The 16,846-nt window shown below is 70.9% G+C and carries 17 protein-coding genes; 7 read left to right on the top strand and 10 right to left on the bottom strand.

Going from position 1 to position 16,846, the window contains the following annotated elements:
• Positions 1–2: 2 nt before the first annotated feature.
• Positions 3–887, bottom strand: coding sequence for a LysR family transcriptional regulator (locus tag ACZ5Y9_RS02560; RefSeq protein WP_464472184.1), 885 nt, complete (start codon positions 885–887; stop codon positions 3–5).
• A 162-nt stretch (positions 888–1,049) separates the two neighbouring features.
• Between ACZ5Y9_RS02560 and ACZ5Y9_RS02555 the strand changes: the two genes are divergently transcribed.
• Positions 1,050–2,330 carry an MFS transporter gene (locus tag ACZ5Y9_RS02555; RefSeq protein WP_464472183.1) on the top strand — a complete coding sequence of 427 codons (1,281 nt, stop codon included), beginning with the start codon at positions 1,050–1,052 and terminating at the stop codon, positions 2,328–2,330.
• Between the two features lie 78 nt (positions 2,331–2,408).
• Complete coding sequence (locus ACZ5Y9_RS02550) at positions 2,409–4,040, top strand: amidohydrolase (RefSeq protein ID WP_464472182.1); 1,632 nt, start codon at positions 2,409–2,411, stop codon at positions 4,038–4,040.
• Positions 4,041–4,198: 158 nt separating this feature from the next.
• On the opposite strand, the gene ACZ5Y9_RS02545 is transcribed toward ACZ5Y9_RS02550, so the two are convergent.
• From ACZ5Y9_RS02545 to ACZ5Y9_RS02525, 5 genes are read right to left on the bottom strand one after another with little or no spacing between them, the layout of a single operon-like run.
• Entirely contained in the window at positions 4,199–5,071 is an 873-nt protein-coding gene (locus tag ACZ5Y9_RS02545) for a siderophore-interacting protein (RefSeq protein WP_464472181.1), read from the bottom strand.
• Positions 5,068–5,916, bottom strand: coding sequence for an ABC transporter ATP-binding protein (locus ACZ5Y9_RS02540; protein ID WP_464472180.1), 849 nt, complete (start codon positions 5,914–5,916; stop codon positions 5,068–5,070). The genes ACZ5Y9_RS02545 and ACZ5Y9_RS02540 overlap by 4 nt, the downstream gene beginning before the upstream one ends.
• The gene (locus ACZ5Y9_RS02535; RefSeq protein WP_464472179.1) at positions 5,909–6,976 is read right to left on the bottom strand and encodes a FecCD family ABC transporter permease; all 1,068 of its coding nucleotides are present in this window, start codon (positions 6,974–6,976) and stop codon (positions 5,909–5,911) included. The genes ACZ5Y9_RS02540 and ACZ5Y9_RS02535 overlap by 8 nt, the downstream gene beginning before the upstream one ends.
• Positions 6,973–8,007: an iron chelate uptake ABC transporter family permease subunit gene (locus tag ACZ5Y9_RS02530; protein ID WP_464472760.1), complete on the bottom strand. Its 1,035-nt coding sequence runs from the start codon at positions 8,005–8,007 to the stop codon at positions 6,973–6,975. The genes ACZ5Y9_RS02535 and ACZ5Y9_RS02530 overlap by 4 nt, the downstream gene beginning before the upstream one ends.
• Before the next feature lie 14 nt (positions 8,008–8,021).
• Positions 8,022–8,960, bottom strand: coding sequence for an ABC transporter substrate-binding protein (locus ACZ5Y9_RS02525; protein WP_464472178.1), 939 nt, complete (start codon positions 8,958–8,960; stop codon positions 8,022–8,024).
• A 296-nt stretch (positions 8,961–9,256) separates the two neighbouring features.
• Here ACZ5Y9_RS02525 and ACZ5Y9_RS02520 point away from each other — a divergent pair, with 296 nt between their 5' ends.
• A complete protein-coding gene (locus ACZ5Y9_RS02520) occupies positions 9,257–10,006 on the top strand; it encodes an SDR family NAD(P)-dependent oxidoreductase (RefSeq protein ID WP_464472177.1) in 750 nt (249 codons plus the stop codon).
• Positions 9,999–10,346, top strand: a complete 348-nt coding sequence (locus ACZ5Y9_RS02515) for a nuclear transport factor 2 family protein (protein ID WP_464472176.1) — start codon at positions 9,999–10,001, stop codon at positions 10,344–10,346. The genes ACZ5Y9_RS02520 and ACZ5Y9_RS02515 overlap by 8 nt, the downstream gene beginning before the upstream one ends.
• A 9-nt stretch (positions 10,347–10,355) precedes the next feature.
• Here ACZ5Y9_RS02515 and ACZ5Y9_RS02510 read toward each other — a convergent pair whose 3' ends face one another.
• The 4 genes from ACZ5Y9_RS02510 to ACZ5Y9_RS02495 are packed head-to-tail and all read right to left on the bottom strand — an operon-like array spanning position 10,356 to position 14,404.
• Positions 10,356–11,147 carry an SDR family NAD(P)-dependent oxidoreductase gene (locus ACZ5Y9_RS02510; protein WP_464472175.1) on the bottom strand — a complete coding sequence of 264 codons (792 nt, stop codon included), beginning with the start codon at positions 11,145–11,147 and terminating at the stop codon, positions 10,356–10,358.
• Positions 11,140–12,237, bottom strand: coding sequence for a mandelate racemase/muconate lactonizing enzyme family protein (locus ACZ5Y9_RS02505; RefSeq protein WP_464472174.1), 1,098 nt, complete (start codon positions 12,235–12,237; stop codon positions 11,140–11,142). The genes ACZ5Y9_RS02510 and ACZ5Y9_RS02505 overlap by 8 nt, the downstream gene beginning before the upstream one ends.
• A complete protein-coding gene (locus ACZ5Y9_RS02500; protein WP_464472173.1) occupies positions 12,234–12,989 on the bottom strand; it encodes an SDR family NAD(P)-dependent oxidoreductase in 756 nt (251 codons plus the stop codon). Before ACZ5Y9_RS02500 ends, ACZ5Y9_RS02505 begins: the two co-directional genes overlap by 4 nt.
• A complete protein-coding gene (locus ACZ5Y9_RS02495; RefSeq protein ID WP_464472172.1) occupies positions 12,986–14,404 on the bottom strand; it encodes a hypothetical protein in 1,419 nt (472 codons plus the stop codon). The genes ACZ5Y9_RS02500 and ACZ5Y9_RS02495 overlap by 4 nt, the downstream gene beginning before the upstream one ends.
• Positions 14,405–14,521: 117 nt before the next feature.
• On the opposite strand from ACZ5Y9_RS02495, the gene ACZ5Y9_RS02490 reads away from it, so the two are divergent.
• The 3 genes from ACZ5Y9_RS02490 to ACZ5Y9_RS02480 are packed head-to-tail and all read left to right on the top strand — an operon-like array spanning position 14,522 to position 16,707.
• Positions 14,522–15,181 (top strand): GntR family transcriptional regulator, encoded by a 660-nt coding sequence (locus ACZ5Y9_RS02490; RefSeq protein ID WP_464472171.1) that lies wholly within the window; start codon positions 14,522–14,524, stop codon positions 15,179–15,181.
• Positions 15,178–16,011, top strand: coding sequence for an SDR family NAD(P)-dependent oxidoreductase (locus tag ACZ5Y9_RS02485; RefSeq protein ID WP_464472170.1), 834 nt, complete (start codon positions 15,178–15,180; stop codon positions 16,009–16,011). The genes ACZ5Y9_RS02490 and ACZ5Y9_RS02485 overlap by 4 nt, the downstream gene beginning before the upstream one ends.
• A gap of 30 nt (positions 16,012–16,041) precedes the next feature.
• Positions 16,042–16,707, top strand: coding sequence for an SDR family oxidoreductase (locus ACZ5Y9_RS02480; RefSeq protein WP_464472169.1), 666 nt, complete (start codon positions 16,042–16,044; stop codon positions 16,705–16,707).
• Positions 16,708–16,846: the final 139 nt, after the last annotated feature.

Below are 16,846 nucleotides of genomic sequence, written 5' to 3'. Positions count from 1 at the left end.
ACTTAGTCCTCCGCGTCGTACAGGCTCAGCACGTGGTCGGCGGCGAAGGCGCTGAGCTGCTCGGCCACCCCGCGGATATCGTCGCGCGCGTAGTGCGTGCGCTCCCAACTCGCGTACAGCGCGCACTGCATCGGGATGCCGCGGTGGTGCAGCGGCTTCGACACCAACCCGAAGCGCGGCGGCTCGACGACCACGCAGGGCCCGTGGCCGGCGGCCGACCGGGCCTGGATGATCGGGGCATCCGCGCCGAAGCTCGCCATCTCGACCGACCAGGCCTCGCTCTCGGCCGCGCGCTGGATCTGCGTCCACGCCGCCGATCCGGTGCCCGAGGTGAGGAAGGGGCCGGCCAGCAGATCCTCCAGCTCCAGGCGGTCCCCGGCGGCGAGCGCATGCGACGCCGGCAGCTGGCAGTAGAGGGGCAGGTTCATGATGCGGATGCTGCTGAGCCGCGAGTCCGGCGGACTCGTCGTCACCGCGAGATCCGCCCCGGAGCGCAGCCGGTCGTAGGTCTCGACCGGCGTCGCGACGACGACGTCGGAGATGGGTCCGCCGCCCGCGATGAACGGCGCGAGCACGAGCACGCTCGTCATCTCGGGGGCTGCGGCGACGAACGAGCGCTCCTTGAGAACGATGCCGCTCATCACCTCGCGCGCTCTCCGGCCCCGGCGCACGAGGTCGCGCGCCATCGGTTCGAGACGGTCGCCCGCGTAGGTCGCGACCATGCCCTGCGGCATCCGTCGGAACAGGGATGCTCCCACCTGGCGCTCGAGCGAGGCGATCTGCCGCGATACCGTCGGTTGCGTCCTGATCAGGCGTTCTGCCGCGAGACTGACCGACCCGGTGTCGAGCACCGCGACGAATGCCTCGAGTTCGCGTTCCCCGTACATACGTAAACCGTATACCTCACCCCGTTTTCCTCATTGGACGAGCATGGGGTGATCACCGCAGGATGGGCAGAACCCGAACTTCCCCCTCCTTCCCCGAGACAGAGAGCCCTCCCGATGGCTGCTTCCCGCACTGATATCAGTTCTGCCCGGCAACGACGCTCGATGGTGGGTGCCTTCGTCGGCACCGCGATCGAGTGGTACGACTTCTACATCTTCGGCACGGCCGCCGCCCTCGTCTTCGGCCGCGTCTTCTACCCCGACGTCGCACCCGGCGCCGCGCTGCTCGCCTCGTTCGCCACCTTCTGGGTCGGCTTCCTGATGCGCCCGGTCGGCGGACTCGTCTTCGGCCACTTCGGCGACAAGTTCGGGCGCAAGAACGTGCTCGTGCTCACGCTCATCCTGATGGGCACCGCCACCACGCTGATCGGCCTCCTGCCCACCTACGCCCAGATCGGCATCCTCGCGCCGATCCTGCTCGTCGTGCTGCGCGGCCTGCAGGGCTTCGCGGTCGGCGGCGAGTGGGGCGGCGCCGTGCTGCTGTCGACCGAGAACGCCACGGCCAAGAAGAAGGGCCTCGCCGGAGCCTGGGTGCAGCAGGGCTCGCCCGCCGGATCCATCCTCGCGACCGTGATGTTCCTCATCGTGGGCCTGCTGCCCGACGAGCAGTTCATCACCTGGGGCTGGCGCATCCCGTTCCTCGTGTCGGCGATCCTCGTGATCGTGGGCCTCGTCATCCGCGTGAAGGTCGAGGAGTCGCCCGACTTCGAGGCGGCGAAGCAGTCGAACGAGGTCGTGAGCGCCCCGGTGCTCGTGGCGATCCGCACCGCACCGCTGCTGATCGGGCTCGGCGTGCTCGCGTCGGTCATGGGCATCTCGAACGCCTACTTCTCGAACACGTTCCTGCTCGCCTGGACCACTGGATCCCTGGGCATCGAGCGGCAGCTCATGCTCAACATCCTGCTCGGCATGGCGATCCTGCAGTTCATCTGGCAGCCGATCGCCGCCAAGATCGCCGAGAGGTTCGGCATCGCCCGGGTGATGCTCGCGGGCCTCATCCTCAGCGTCGTGCTCACGGTGCCGTACTTCCTCGCCATCCAGGCCGCCTCCCCCCTGTGGATCACGGTCACCCTCTACGCCACGATCATCGGCAGCACCGCCTACTACGCGCTGCTCGCGACGCTGCTCGCCTCGGCGTTCCCGGCCCGCATCCGCTACTCCGGCGTCTCGCTGGCCTACCAACTGTGCGCGACCGTCTTCGGCGGGTCGACCCCGCTGGTGGCCCAGTGGATCCTCAACTCGACCGGCGGCAGCGTGTGGGGTGTGGCCGTGTTCTACGCGGTGATGATCCTCATCACGATCGCCGGTGTCTGGGGACTCCAGCGACGCATCGCCCGATCGGTCGAGGCCGAGACCGCGGCCACGGCCACGGCATCCGTGGCCTGACGGCAGCCCCGGCCCGACCGGCATCCGTCCCGCCGGCCGAGCGACCACCCGAGCGACCCCCGAGAACCGAGAGAGACCATGCGCGTCGACACCATCTTCACCCACGCCCGCATCCGCACGCTCGACGCCGACCGCCCCGCGGCGCACAGCATCGGCGTGCTGGGAGGCCGCATCGTCGGCTTCGACGACGACCTGCACGGAGTCGATGCGGACCGGGTGGTCGACCTCGGCGGTCAGCCCGTGCTGCCCGGGTTCCACGACGCGCACCACCACCTCTCGCTCACGGGCTTCCGTCTCGCGTCGCTGAACCTGCGCCCCGGCGCGGTGAACTCGCTCGACGAGCTGTACGAGGCGGTGCGCGTGCACGCCGAGGGGCTGGCGCCGGATGCCTGGGTGCGGGGTTCCGGCTACGACCAGAACTTCCTCGAGGCGCATCCGACGGCCGAGGGGCTCGACCGGGTCGCGGGCGGGCGGCCCGTGATCCTCGAGCACGTCTCGGGGCACATGATGGTCGCGAACACGAAGGCTTTCGAGCTCGCGGGGTACACCGGACGCGAGGGGTTCCCCGAGATCGCGGGCGGCGGCATCCCCCGCGACGCCGCCGGCCGGCCGCAGGGCCTGCTGCAGGAGTCGGCGATGGCCCCGATCTTCGCGCTCGTGCGGCCGATGAGCCTCGACGAGGTGCAGCGCAACCTGGGGCTCGCGAGCGATCAGGCCCTGAGCTACGGACTCACCTCGGTCACCGAGCCGGGGATCGGCGAGATCCGGATGGTGGGCAACAGTCCGCTCGACTACCACGCCTACCAGTCGGCGGTCGAGCAGCGGCAGCTGCGGGTGCGCACCACCCTCATGCCGTACATCACGGTGCTGCACCCCTTCACCGACCTTCCCGACAAGGACGTGCTCGGCCTCGACCTCGGCATCCGCACCGGTCTCGGCGACGACATGCTGCGCGTCGGACCGGTGAAGATCGTCGCCGACGGGTCGTTCATCGGACGCTCGGCCGCCATGCACGCCTGCTTCCACGGCGAGGCCGACAACTTCGGCGTGCTGCTGCACGAGCCCGGGGCGCTGCGCGACTACATCGTCGGGGCGCACCGGGCCGGGTGGACGGTCGCGACCCACGCGATCGGCGACCGGGCGATCACGCACGTGCTCGACGCGATCGAGCACGCGCAGAGCATCGCTCCGCGCCCCGACGTACGGCACCGCATCGAGCACTTCGCCCTCGCGAGCGACGACGACATCGCCCGCGCTGCGCGGCTGGGTGTCATCCCCGTGCCGCAGGGCGTGTTCGTGTCGGACTTCGGCGACGGCATGGCCGCGGCGGTCGCCGCCGACCGGCGAGACGACATCTACCGCGTGAAGTCGCTGGCGGATGCCGGCATCGTGCTGAACGGTTCGACCGATTCGCCCATCTCCGACGCCAACCCTATCGTGTCGATCCGCGATATGGTGCTGCGGCGCACGAGCGGCGGCGAGGTGCTGGGCGAGCGCGAGCGCGTGACGGTCGACGAGGCCGTTCGCGCCTACACGTACGGGTCGGCGTACGCGGTCGGCCAGGAGCACGCGACCGGCACCCTGAAGATCGGGATGCTGGCCGACTTCATCGCCCTCAGCGACGACCTGTACGAGATCGAGCCCGAGCGCATCGCGGACCAGTACGTGACGACGACGGTGGTCGGCGGCGAGGTCGTCTTCGAGCGCTGAGCGCGCGGCATCCGTCCAGCGGGGCATCCGCCGGGCGCGGCATGCGTCCAGGTGCATCGATCGCTGCCACACGTCGGTTCTGCGCGCTCAGAACCGACGTTTCGCGCCGATCAGTGCGAACCGCACGTGCGGATGCCGGGACGGACGTCCGGGAGATCTCAGCCGACGAGCGGCCCGCCGCTCTTCCAGTAGCCGAGGAACGACACCCGCTCCTTCGGGATGCCGAGCTCGGCGGTGAGGTAGCGCCGGATCGAGGTCGTCGTCCCCGACTCGCCGGCGATCCAGGCGTAGAACCCCGCATCGTCACGCGCCTCCTCGCCGTGCGCCGCACCCCAGGTGCGCACCGCCTGCTCGACGCGGGGGTCGCCGCCCTCGCGCAGCACACGCTGCACCCGGATGCCCTCGGGCACCTCGGCGGAGACCAGGTCGTCGGCCGGGTCGGCGCACTCGAGGATCACCTCGCCGACAGCATCCGACTCCAGAGTCGCGAGGATGCCGCGCACGGCCGGGAACGCCGTCTCGTCGGCGACGAGCAGGAACCGGCGCGCGTCGCCCGGATGCCAGTGCAGACCGTATCCCGTCCAGCCCATCCGGGCGTCAGGCCCGTTCACCACGAGGTGATCACCCGGCTGCGCCGTTGACGCCCAGGCTGACGCCGGCCCGGCGGGCTCGTGCAGGAAGAAGTCGATGTCGATCTCCCCCACCTCGGCGCGGATCGCGGCGGGCGTGTACGTGCGCAGGACGTTGCGCTCGTCTCCCGGGAGTTCACGCCAGCGCGCGTACCAGTCAGAGGGGTGCGGGGTGGGCTCCTCGAGGAGTCCGGTGTCGGCGAAGCTGCCGTCCGGCAAGGGCAGCACCACTTTGATCCGCTGGTCCATGCCCCAGGCGGCGAAGTTCCGCAGGCTCTCACCGGCCAGCGTCAGGCGGACGAAGTGCGGGCTGAGCATCCGTCGTGCGCTCACCCGCACGGGGAACGCGCTGTACGCCCACGGCCGCTCCGCGGGCACGACGGGTGGCCGCTCGACCGTCACGACCGGCCTCCGATCGGCGCCGTCCCGCGCAGGGGCACCACAAGGGGCCCGCCGGTGACCGGATCGGGGATCACGACGTTCGCGAGGCCGAAGACCTCGCGCACCCGTTGGCTCGTGATGACCTCATCCGGCGGCCCCTCGGCGAGGATGCGCCCGTCGCGCATCGCGATGATGTGACTCGCATAACGCGCCGCATGATTGAGGTCGTGCAGCACCGCGACGAGCGTGCGCCCTTCGGCGTTGAGTTGCGCGAACAGCTCCATCAGCTCGACCTGATGCGCCACGTCGAGGAAGGTGGTGGGCTCGTCGAGCAGGAGCAGGTCGGTCTCCTGCGCGAGCACCATCGCGACCCAGACGCGCTGACGCTGGCCGCCGGAGAGCGCATCGACCGGACGATCGGCGAGATCGACGGTTCCCGTCGCCTCCAGCGCCCGCGCGACCGCGTGCTCATCGGCATCCGACCACTGACGCACGAGACTCTGGTGTGGATAGCGGCCACGCGCCACCAGATCTGCGACCGTGATGCCGTCGGGCGCCACGGCGCTCTGGGGCAGTAGGCCGAGTCGCCGAGCGACCTCCTTCGCCGGGAACGCGCTGATCGTGCGCCCGTCGAGCACGACGCGTCCGCTCGTCGGCGCTAACAGGCGGGACAAACCGCGCAGCAGCGTGGACTTGCCGCACGCGTTCGGCCCGATGATCACCGTGAACCCGCCGGTCGGCACGGCTACGGAGAGCTCGCGCACGATCTCGGTGCGGTCGTACGAGAGGGTGATCTCCTCGGCCGCCAGTCGAGGGACGGGCGAGAAACCGAGCGGATCGTCGAACGGGGGCGGGGTCTCAAGCACGGCGGCGGATCTCCAGGATGATCATCAGAACGAGGTACGCGCCGCCGACCGAGACGGTGACGACCCCGACGGGCAGAGGTGTGGGCAGCATGTGCTGCGCGACCAGGTCGGCTCCGAGCAGCAGCAAGCCGCCGAACAGCGCAGAGAGCATGAGCGAGAGCTGGGGCGTGCGGGCGACGAGACGGGCGATCTGAGGGGCGGCGAGCGAGACGAACGCGACGGGTCCGGCGACCGTGGTCGCCGCGGCGACCAGCACCACGCCGACGAGCAGGGCGAGCGTGCGGATCACCGTCGGTCGCGCACCCGACGCCGCCGCCATGTCGTCGCCCAGACCGAGCTGTCGCAGCGACGGCACGAGCACGATCGCTGCGACGACGAACGGCAGCGCGCACAGCAGCGCGCCCAGGAGCGGGCCGGCGGTCACGCCGTTCAACGATCCGGTACCCCAGGCCGACGCGAACATCGCGGTCTCGAGTTCGATCTGCAGCAGCATCCACGTGTTGAGCGAGGCGAGGATCGCCGAGACGCCGATGCCGACGACGATCAACCGGAAGCCCTGCACACCGCCGCGCGCTGCGAGGAGCCAGATCACGAGCGCCGTCGCGAGTCCTCCGACGAGAGCGCCGGCCGTCAATTGCGGCCACCCGCTCGAGACGAAGACCAGAGTGAGCAGCATTCCGGTGAAGGCGCCATTCGAGAGGCCGAGGATGTCGGGGCTGGCCAGTGGATTGCGCGTCACCGTCTGGAACAGCGCGCCCGCGATGCCGAGGAGCGCCCCGATCGTGATCGCGGCGACGGCTCGGGCCAGCCGCCAATCGATCACGACCGTACGGTCCATGGCATCGCCGCCTCCGAAGAGCGTGCGGACGACATCCTGCGGCGCTACGGGATAGGTGCCGAGGCCGAGCGCGATCACGCCGAGCACGCACAGGGCGACAACCGCGGCGATCCCCACGAAGATACTGCGCAGGCGCAGCGGCATCCGTACCGGTCCGATGCGCAGCAGGACGCGACGGTAGCCGACCGGGGTAGACCGGATCGTCGTCGACGGCCCGGTCACAGCGCGCTCGCTCGACGACGACGGGCGAGGAGGATGAGCACGGGCGCCCCGACGAAGGCCGCCACGATGCCGACCGGAACCTCGGCGGGCGCGATGATGACCCGACCGAGCACGTCCGCGAGCAACAGCACCACGGGGGCGAGCGCGGCTGAGAGCGGCAGGATCACCCGCTGGTCGACGCCGAACGTCCAACGGATCACATGCGGCACCATCAACCCCACGAACGCGATCGGGCCGGCGAGCGCGGTGGCCGCTCCGGCGAGGAGGGTGACGGCGACGATCACGCCGATGCGGATGCCGACGACGTTCGCGCCCTGCGCACGCGCGACGTTTTCACCGAGGCCGACGGCGTTCAGCCCCGGAGCGAGCACGACGGCGAGCACCAGACCGAGCAGCACGAAAGGCACGATGGGCACGATCACGTCGAAGCCACGGCCGAGCAACGAACCAGCGTTCCAGCTGCGCATCGAGTCGAAAGCGTCCGGGTCGCTGAGCGCGATGCCGGTCGTGATGCCCGACAGCACCGCGCCGAGTGCGACACCGGCGAGGGTGAGCCGGATCGGGTCGGCCGAACCGCGACCCGAAGACCCGACGAGGTACACGGCGACGGTGACCACGAGGGCTCCGAGGAAGGCGAGCCACACGAACTGCGATGCATCGCGTAGGCCGAGCAGACTCACCCCGAGTGCCACCGCCAGCGCTGCGCCGGCGTTCACACCGAGGATGCCGGGATCGGCGAGCGGATTGCGGGTGAAAGCCTGGATGAGCGCTCCCGCGACGCCGAGGGCGGCTCCGGCGACCAGCCCGGTGACCGTGCGGGGAACGCGGAGGTCGAGGACCACGTAGGCGGTCTCCGCCGTGCCGTCGCCACGCAGCGCCGCGGCCACGGCGTCGAGCGGGAGCGGGTTGGCGCCGACGGCGAGCGAGAGCAGCACGGCGCACACGAGCGCGGCCAGGAGGATCAGGATCCCCCCGACCGCGCGCGCACGACGGCGGGGGCGCCGCGTCGGCGGCGCCCCCGCGATGTTCATGGTGGAGGCGATGGTCACCGGGTCGTTTCGAGGAACGCCTCGATGTCGTCGAGCACCGACTGGGCGCCCTTCGGGCCCACGCCCGACACCCAGTAGCTGGTGTCGACCGGGGTCACCGAGGGGAAGGCATCCGCGTTCTGGGCGATCGCGGCGGGGATCTCCGACTCGTCATCGACGTCGGCGACGGTGACGAAGACGTGATCGGCGGTGGCCGACAGGATGTTCTCCGGCGAGATGTCGGCCTGCAGCCCATCGGCCCAGTCCTGATCCGGGATCGTGAATCCGACGCACTCGAGCAGGCTGCCCGAGAACGACACGGGGCCGTAGAGGCTCAGCGTCGTCTCGTCGCGGGGGCGGATCAGCTGCACGGTCTGGCCGTCGACCGCGTACTCGTCGGCCAGAGCCTCGCAGCGTTCGTCGACCGCGGTGAGCAGGTCGGAGACCTCGTCCTCGCGGCCCAGTGCCTCGCCGATGAGCAACGCGTTGTCGCGCCATGGGTCGGCCTGCGTCTCGATGAAGACCGTCGGAGCGATGGCCGACAGCTGCTCGTAGAGTTCGGAATGGCGGGCCTCGGTACCGAGGATCAGGTCGGGCTTCAGCGCGGCGATCGCCTCGAGGTCGGGCTCGGGAACGGTACCGACGGGTTCGACGCCGTCGGCCTCGAGGTAGGCGGGAGCGCCGGTGACGTTGCTGGCGACCGCGGCCCCGACCGGCTCGATGCCGACTGCTACGGCGGTGTCGAGCTCGAGCGGCTCGAGGGTCACGACACGCTGCGGGTCGTCGGGCACGGCCGTGGTGCCGCGGGCGTGGTCGACCTCGTGCGTTCCGCTGGTCTCGGGTGCGGCATCGCCCTCGGCGGGAGCGTCGGCGGCCGCGCATCCGGACAGCAGGAGGAGGGCGCAGGCCGAGGCGGCGAGGAGCGCGCCGGAGCGGCGACGGGCACGTGAGAGCATGACGAATCGTCTCTTTCTGAGGGAGTCGGGGGGTCGATCGGGCCGAACGAGGTTTGGCAAGGCAACCCTAACATCCGCGACAACGAGTGCCGAAGTCAGGGACCTGGGCGGTACTCGTTTCCGCGGCTCTCCCCGCAGTGCATCGATCGGTCACAGAAGTCGGTTCTCGGGGCTCAGAACCGACGTTTCGCACCGGTCAATGCGGTGTGGGGGCGGGTGCGGGCGGAAGGCCGGGGCGCGGGGTGCGCGTGGGGGCGGGGGTTGGTCGGACCGATGCTTTGCTATAGCGTTTAGTGATGGATACTCGCCGCGCACTCATCACCGGGGCCAGCTCCGGCATCGGGACGGCCGCCGCCCTCGAACTCGCCCGCGAGGGGCTCAACGTCTGGCTGACCTACACCGGGCGCGAGGCCGAGGCCGCTCGTGTCGCCGAGGACTGCCGCGCGGTCGGGGCGTCCGATGTGCGGGTCTCGCGACTCGACCTGCGCGACCCCGCCTCGATCGATGCATTGGTCGCGGAGATCACGGATGCCTGGGGCGAACTGCACGTGCTCGTGAACAACGGCGGCGTGTGCCCCTACACGCCCTACGACGAAATCGACATCGAGGAGTGGGACGGCGTGCTCGAGACGAACGTGCGCGGCACGTTCCTGTTGACGCGCGGGTCGCTACCGCTGCTGCGCGCCGCCGCGGGCGATCGCAGCGTCATCAACCTGTCGTCGATCGCCGGACAGGTGGGCGCCCTGCAGACCGGGCTGCACTACGCCGCGAGCAAGGGCGCGATCCTGGCATTGACCCGCAGCTTCGCCCGCCACCTGGCGCCGGAGGGGATTCGCGTCAACGCCGTCACCCCGGGGCCCGTGGCCAGTGCGATCACCGATCAGCTGCAGGGCGAGGGACGCGCGAAGCTCGAGGCATCGATCCCGCTCGGGGAGTTCGGACAGCCGGCCGACGTCGCCTGGATCATCGCCTCACTCGCCTCGCCGCGGGCGGGTTTCATCACCGGCGCCACGTACGACGTCAACGGAGGCGTTCGCATTGACTGACAGCATCCACTCCCGGTCCGCGGAGCAGACCGTGCAGGACCAGCTCGACGCGTTCAACGCGCACGACCTCGAGGCTTTCGTCGCGACATACGCCTCGGATGCCGTCATCACCGGCGTCACTCCGGAGCCGATCGTCGGCACCGCCGCGATCCGCGCCTTCTACGAGCCGCGGCTGCAGAACCCCGAGCTGTCGTGCGTGATCGAGCAGACCGTGCTCTTCGGCGACCGGTGGGTCGTCGCACAGGAGCAGGTCGTCAACGCGGGCACCGCGACCGAGACCATCGCCACCTTCGACGTCGTCGACGGGCTGATCTCGCGCGCCTCGATGCTCAAGGCGTAGCCCTTCGGCTCAGCTGTCGAAGCGCTCGCGCAGCGCGGGGTCGACGGCGACGTCGCCGAAGGATGCCGTCCACGCCCCGTCGACCGCGATCGACTGCCCCGAGAGGTACGGCGCCGCGTCCGACAGCAGGAACGCGGTGACCGCTGCGACCTCCTCGGCTCGCGCGATGCGCCCCATGGGCGGCCCCTCGGACAGTGCCCGCTCGGCGGCTATCGGGTCGACGGATGCCGCGATCTGCGCCTCGAGGTGCGGAGTGCGCACCCCGCCCGGTGCGACCGTGTTCGCACGGATGCCGAGTGCGCCGTAGGTCACCGCCACACTGCGGCTGAGCGCATCGATGCCGCCCTTCGTGAACTCGTAGGCGGCGTGGTCGACGAACGACGCCCGCCCATGGATCGAGCCGATGTTCACGATCGCCCCGGCGATGCCCTGATCCACGAAGGCCGAGACGGCGGCGGAACACCCCCAGAGGTAGCCGAAGCCGTTGATGTCGAGGATCTCGCGGACCACGCGTTCGTCGAGCTCGTGCAGCGGTGTGCGCTTCGTGATCCCCGCGTTGTTCACCCACCCGGCCAGCGGCGCGAGACCGCGGGCGACCGAGGCGGCCCGCTCGTGCGCCGCGCGATCCGACGCATCGCCGAGCACCACCTCGGCCACCACGCCGGCCTCGACCGTGCCCGATCCGGGCGAGCGCTCGAGCCCGACCACGACCCAGCCGTCGGCCGTCAGCCGCTCGGCGACCGCGCGGCCGATGCCCTTTCCGCTCCCGGTCACCACGACACTGCGCATGGCGTCAGTCATCACCCTCTCCTCCCGAGAACGCGCCGAGATCGAAGACCCCCGGATCGAGGGTGAACCCGAGGCCCGCGGCATCCGTCGGCCTGACCGTGCCGTCGAACACCGGTCCTCCGACGATGAACGACGGCGCCGGGTCGTAAGGGTTCGTGCCGCGCGCGAAGGTCTCGACGCCGATGCCGAGATGCGCCGTGACCTCGGGATACACGTGGCCCGACACCGGAACGCCACGATCCGACGCCCAGGCGATGACTTCGCGGGCCGGCGTCACTCCTCCGACCGCCACCACGTCGAGGCGCAGCACGTCGACGGCCTCGGCCTCGACCAGTGCGCGCAGCACGGCGGGGTCGGTCACCTCGTCGCCGACGGACACGCGCAGCCCGCTCTCGCGGCGGATGCGCGCGCACCCCGCGGCGTCCTCCGGGAGCAGCGGGTCCTCGAGCCACGCGAGGCGCGGGTCTCCCCACTGCGCGATTTCGGCCAGCGCCTCGTCGGCATCGCGCCAGCCGAAGCCGACGTCGACGACGAGACCGGTCCCCGACGGCAGATCATCGCCGAGCAGGGCCAACAGTTCGCGCATGTATGCCGGATCGGGCATACGCGAGATCTTCACCTGCGACCACGCGTCCGCCTGAGCGAGCACCTCGTCGGCGACCTCTCGGGGCGCACGCGCTGCCGAGGGGTAGGCGGCCACGAGCATCGCGTCGCGCGGTGCGTCCCCCGTGCCGAGCATCCGCCACAGGGGCATCTTCGCCCGCCGCGCGGCGACATCCCACAGCGCGATGTCGACCAGTCCGATGGCTCGGCGCACGAGGCCGACCCGCCCGACGATCGCGCTGCCGCGCAGCATCCGGTCCCATGTCGCGGCCGGGTCGTCGGCATCCGCTCCGATCGCGTGCCCCGCCACGAGCCGCTCGACGATCTCGGCCATCGGCGCCTCGCGCGACAGGCAGTAGGCGACGCCCGAGAAACCATCGGCGTCGGATGCCCGCACCGCGCTGTACTCGCGCCGGGTCACCGTCATCGCCCCGAGGTGCAGGGGCGCCGGAAGGGGCAGCACGGCCGTCGCCGTCTCGATGCGCGCGATGCCGGTCATGCGGGCTTCTTCGCGAGCGGCACGCCGTAGTCGATGAGGAATCCGCCGTCGACGTACAGCGTCTGCCCGTTCATGTAACGCGATTCGTCGGACACGAGGAAGCTCACGGCCGCCGCGATCTCGCTCGCCTCGGCCAACCGCCGGGCCGGGATGCGCGACAGGATCGTGTCGAGGCTGAGCGTGCCCGCCTCGACGCCCTGGCGGAACACCCCGGTGTCGACGTAACCCGGGGCGACCGCGTTGACCCGCACGCCGCGCGCGGCCCACTCGGCGCCGGCGGTCGCGGTGAGACCGATCACGGCGGCCTTGGTCGTGGCGTACGGCGCGCGTCCGGCCGAGCCGCGCGACGAGATCGACGAGATGTTCACGATGCGCCCGTCCCCGCGCTCGAGCATCCGCCGTCCGGCCGCCTGCAGCGCCGAGAAGACGCCGTGCAGGTTCACGTCGACCACCGCCTGCCATTCGCTCCACGTGAGGTCTTCGATCCCGCGATGCCTCTGGATCCCGGCGTTGTTCACGAGCACTTCGATGGGCCCGAGCTCGGCTTCGATGTCGCCGAACACGCGATCGACGCCGTCGTGATCGGTGACGTCGAGCTCGCGCCAGAGGATGCCGGCCGGGTTCTCACCGGCGGTGAGTCCCGGCACGCGATCGGCGGCGACGACGAGGTAGCCGTCGGCCGCGAGACGCTGGCCGATCTCCCAGCCGATGCCGGCGGAACCTCCGGTGACGATGGCGACGAGACGGGTCATTTCTCTCCTGGGGTCGTGGTCGCCAGAAGCGCGGCGACGAGGTCGGCGGCGTGCTCCTCGAGAAGCTCGAGAGCGCCGGGGGCGAGCGGGGTCTGCCAGGCCTGGTAGGCGCCGCGGTCGTAGGCGTCGCGCGTGGGGAGGTACACGAAGCCGGGTCCGTTCGTGAGGTTCATCACGACGATCGGGTTCTCGGGGAACCTCGCGCGCAGGGTCGTCTGCAACCGCGAGTACGCCTCGCCCGGGTGTCCGACGATCACCGCATCGCCGAGACGCCACGCCCACACGGGGTGCGCGACGGTCGGACCGTCGATGTACCCCTCGCGCAGATTGCGCGCGCGCCCGAGGCGCTCCTCGCGGGAGCGCGGATCGATGTCGGCCCACTCGCGCGCCAGATCGTCGAGCGTCGGCAGGTCGCGCAGGGGGAGGGAGACGGATGCCGTGACGCCGGCCGAGCGCCCTTCGTCTCGTCGCTCCGCTCCTCGCTCAGGGACCCGTTTGCGCCCCGCCCACACCGCCAGCGGCGCACCCGACTCGACGATGCGATCGAGCGTGAGTTCCTCGCCGGGAACCGGCAGCGCGTCCACCGCCGCGAGCACGGCGTGCCCGAGCGAGCGGCCGTGACGATCGGCCACCGTCACATCTCCCGTGTACTGCTCGCGCGGGGCGAGTTCGCCCGACGCGCCCTGCACGAACAGGCACGGGGCACCGGTCGCCGCCTCCACGACCTCGCGCATCGCGCCCACGTAGTCGGGCGACACCGCGCGACTCTGCCACGCGAGCGTCGTCGGGTGGCAGGCGTAGTTCACGAGCGTGGCGCGCACGCGACCTGCGACGCTCACCCGACCGATCACGACGGTGTCGTCGGCGACGGCATCCGGGTGGAAACCCACGAGCGCACGCCCGTCGAGATCGAGTTCGCGGTCGGCGGCGAGGGTGCAGTGTCCGGTCGTCCATTCGATCAGGCCGGCCTCGGCGGTGCTCAGCGCCTCGCGTCCGGCCGCGATGCCCGCGGCGGCGAGCGCATCGAGGTACCCGGGGATGAACTCGCCGCCGGGCAGATGCGCGTCGGCGGCGCAGAGCACGGCGCCCGCGTGGGTGTGCGAGAGCGAGAGCATGAGCTGGTCGGGAGCGAGCCCGAGGCCCGCGAGGATCGACCCGCGCACCCCCTGCTCGTCGGCGACCCGCCGCCACCAGGTGCCGTCGACCGCGAGCAGAACACGCGGACGGTCGTCGTCGCCGATCATCGCGAGGGCCGTCAGCTCGAACGGCCGATGCGCGCCCTCGGAGCGCTCCCAGTCGGCGGGCCCCCAGTTCTTGGCGCGGATGCCGGTGGGTGGCGTGATGTCTCGGCGCGCCACCCCGACCTGCAGCGCGCTGCGCGGAATGCGGATGCTGTCGCCCAGAGCGGTGTTCATCGTGGGTGCTCCCGACGTTCGGCCGCCTCATCGACCGATGCCATAGCATCGGTGCGAGCGTGCGATCTCGGAACCCCGAGCTCCGCCGATCGCCGCCCGTTCGGAAGGACTCCCCCGATGCGCACCGTGTCAGACCAGAACATCGCCGAGCAGGTCGCCGACGAGCTGCGCGCCGCGATCCACTCCGGCGAGCTCGCCCCCGGCGAGCGCCTGGTCGAGCGCAAGCTCGCCGATCGCCTCGGCGTCAGCCACATCCCGGTGCGTGAAGCCCTCACGCGGCTCGCCGAGGAGCGGCTCATCGTGCGCGAACCCCGCCGGGGTGCACGGGTCGCGGAGTTGACGGCATCCGATCTCGACGACATCTCGAGCCTGCGCATCGTGCTCGAGCAGTTCATGGCGATCCGGGTGCAGGAGCGGTGGAACGCGGATGCCGCGGCGCGCCTCGAGACGATCGTCTCCGCGATGGGCGCCGCCGCCCCCGGCGACGTCGACGAGGTGCTGCGGCAGGACCGGCTGTTCCACGAGACGCTCGCGGATCTGGCGGAGCACCGCTTCCTCGACGAGGTCAGCGCGCAGCTGCGCGGACGCATCGCCGGGTTCATCCGCGCCGCGAACGCCGCCCTCGACGTCGACGAGCAGGAGGAGCACGTGCGCAGCCACCAGGAGATCGTCGACGCGCTCGCGAGCGGCGACCCCGACCGCGTGCGGGCCGTCGTCGCCGGGCACATCACCCGAGCGGTCGAACGCATCACCCCGACGACAGGAGCAGACGCATGACCGCCAGAACGATCGTCCTCACCGGAGCATCCGACGGCATCGGCGCGGCCGCGGCCCGCCAGCTCGCCGCGACCGATCACCGGCTGATCCTCGTGGGGCGCTCGCCCGAGAAGACGAAGGCCGTGGCCGACGACACCGGCGCCGAGTACTTCTTCGCCGACTTCGCCCGCCTCGACGACGTGCGCGAGCTGGCCGCGAAGCTGACGGATGCCGTGGGCGCCGACGGCATCCACGTGCTGGCGAACAACGCCGGCGGCATCTTCGGCGACCGCACGCCCACGGTCGACGGTTTCGAGAAGACCATCCAGGTCAACCACCTCGCGCCGTTCCTGCTGACGAACCTGCTGATGCCGACGCTGCTGGCGTCGAAGGCGGCGGTGATCAACACGTCGAGCGTCGGGCACCGGCTCTTCGGGCACATCGACGTCGACGACCTCGACAACTCGAAGAAGTTCAGCGCCAACAAGGCCTACGGCGACGCGAAGCTCGCGAACGTGCTCTTCACGAAGAGCCTGCACACGAAGTTCCACCCCGACGGCCTGAGCTCGGTGGCCTTCCACCCCGGCACCGTGCAGACGAACTTCGCCTCGGACTCGTCGAGCCTGATGCGGCTCGTCTACCGGAGTTTCCTCGGCAGGCTGCTGCTCACGAGCACAGATGAGGGCGGCGCGATCCTGCGCTGGTTCATCGAGGGCACGCCCGATGAGACGTGGTTCTCGGGGGCGTACTACGACGAGCGCACGCTGTCGTCGAAGACCAACCCGCAGGTCGACGACCCCGCCCTCGCCGAGGCCCTCTGGCAGCGCAGCGCCGAGCTCGTCGGGGTGTAGGGGATCCGGCGACTTCGATACCCTTCGGGAATGCCTCTCGCACTCGTCACCGGAGCCGCACGGTCGAACAGCATCGCCGCGGGAATCGTGCCCCGTCTGCGCGCCGACGGCTGGACCGTCGTGACCAGCGACCTCGACAGCGGCGACCACCCCGCCGACCTCTCCGACCCGGCCGCGCCCGAAGCCCTGATCGACCGTGTGCGTCGCGACCACGGCGAGCTCTCGGCCCTGGTCCTGAGCCATGCCCACGACGTGGAGTCGGGCATCCTCGACACGACCGCGGAGAGCTTCGACCGGCACGTCGCGGTCAATGCGCGCGCGAGTCTGCTGCTCATCGCCGCCTTCGCGCGTCAGGTCGGGCCCGACGGCGGTGCGATCGTGGCCTTCACCAGCGACCACACCACCGGCAACCTCCCCTACGGGGCGTCGAAGGGCGCACTCGACCGCATCGTGATCTCGGCGGCGCGCGAGCTCGGCCCGCAGGGCATATCGGCGAACGTCGTCAACCCGGGGCCGATCGACACCGGATGGATGGACGACGAGATCCGCGATGCGCTGACCCCGATGCATCCGCTCGGCCGTGCGGGCACGCCGCGAGACATCGCCGGCATCACCGCCTTCCTGCTCTCGCCCGAGGGTCGTTGGATCTCCGGCCAGCTCCTGCACACCGACGGCGGCTTCTCGGCCCGCTACTGACGCGGATGCCGCGCGGCGGGGCCCTTCGACAAGCTCAGGGACCCAGGTCTGCGCGCGGCGGGGCCCTTCGACGAGCTCAGGGACCCAGTCGCAAGAAACTGGGTCGCTGAGCCTGTCGAAGCGCCCCCCACGCATGAGC

Source organism: Microbacterium sp. T3-8 (genome assembly GCF_055398145.1).
Note: the sequence above shows the minus strand (reverse complement) of the source record. Positions and strands in the feature narration are given on the sequence as shown.

Coding starts and splice junctions, on each gene's coding strand:
- ACZ5Y9_RS02560 (WP_464472184.1), bottom strand. CDS start 887: ATGTACGGGGAACGCGAACTCGAGGCATTCGTCGCGGTGCTCGACACC.
- ACZ5Y9_RS02555 (WP_464472183.1), top strand. CDS start 1,050: ATGGTGGGTGCCTTCGTCGGCACCGCGATCGAGTGGTACGACTTCTAC.
- ACZ5Y9_RS02550 (WP_464472182.1), top strand. CDS start 2,409: ATGCGCGTCGACACCATCTTCACCCACGCCCGCATCCGCACGCTCGAC.
- ACZ5Y9_RS02530 (WP_464472760.1), bottom strand. CDS start 8,007: ATGAACATCGCGGGGGCGCCGCCGACGCGGCGCCCCCGCCGTCGTGCG.
- ACZ5Y9_RS02525 (WP_464472178.1), bottom strand. CDS start 8,960: ATGCTCTCACGTGCCCGTCGCCGCTCCGGCGCGCTCCTCGCCGCCTCG.
- ACZ5Y9_RS02520 (WP_464472177.1), top strand. CDS start 9,257: ATGGATACTCGCCGCGCACTCATCACCGGGGCCAGCTCCGGCATCGGG.
- ACZ5Y9_RS02510 (WP_464472175.1), bottom strand. CDS start 11,147: ATGACTGACGCCATGCGCAGTGTCGTGGTGACCGGGAGCGGAAAGGGC.
- ACZ5Y9_RS02505 (WP_464472174.1), bottom strand. CDS start 12,237: ATGACCGGCATCGCGCGCATCGAGACGGCGACGGCCGTGCTGCCCCTT.
- ACZ5Y9_RS02500 (WP_464472173.1), bottom strand. CDS start 12,989: ATGACCCGTCTCGTCGCCATCGTCACCGGAGGTTCCGCCGGCATCGGC.
- ACZ5Y9_RS02495 (WP_464472172.1), bottom strand. CDS start 14,404: ATGAACACCGCTCTGGGCGACAGCATCCGCATTCCGCGCAGCGCGCTG.
- ACZ5Y9_RS02490 (WP_464472171.1), top strand. CDS start 14,522: ATGCGCACCGTGTCAGACCAGAACATCGCCGAGCAGGTCGCCGACGAG.
- ACZ5Y9_RS02485 (WP_464472170.1), top strand. CDS start 15,178: ATGACCGCCAGAACGATCGTCCTCACCGGAGCATCCGACGGCATCGGC.
- ACZ5Y9_RS02480 (WP_464472169.1), top strand. CDS start 16,042: ATGCCTCTCGCACTCGTCACCGGAGCCGCACGGTCGAACAGCATCGCC.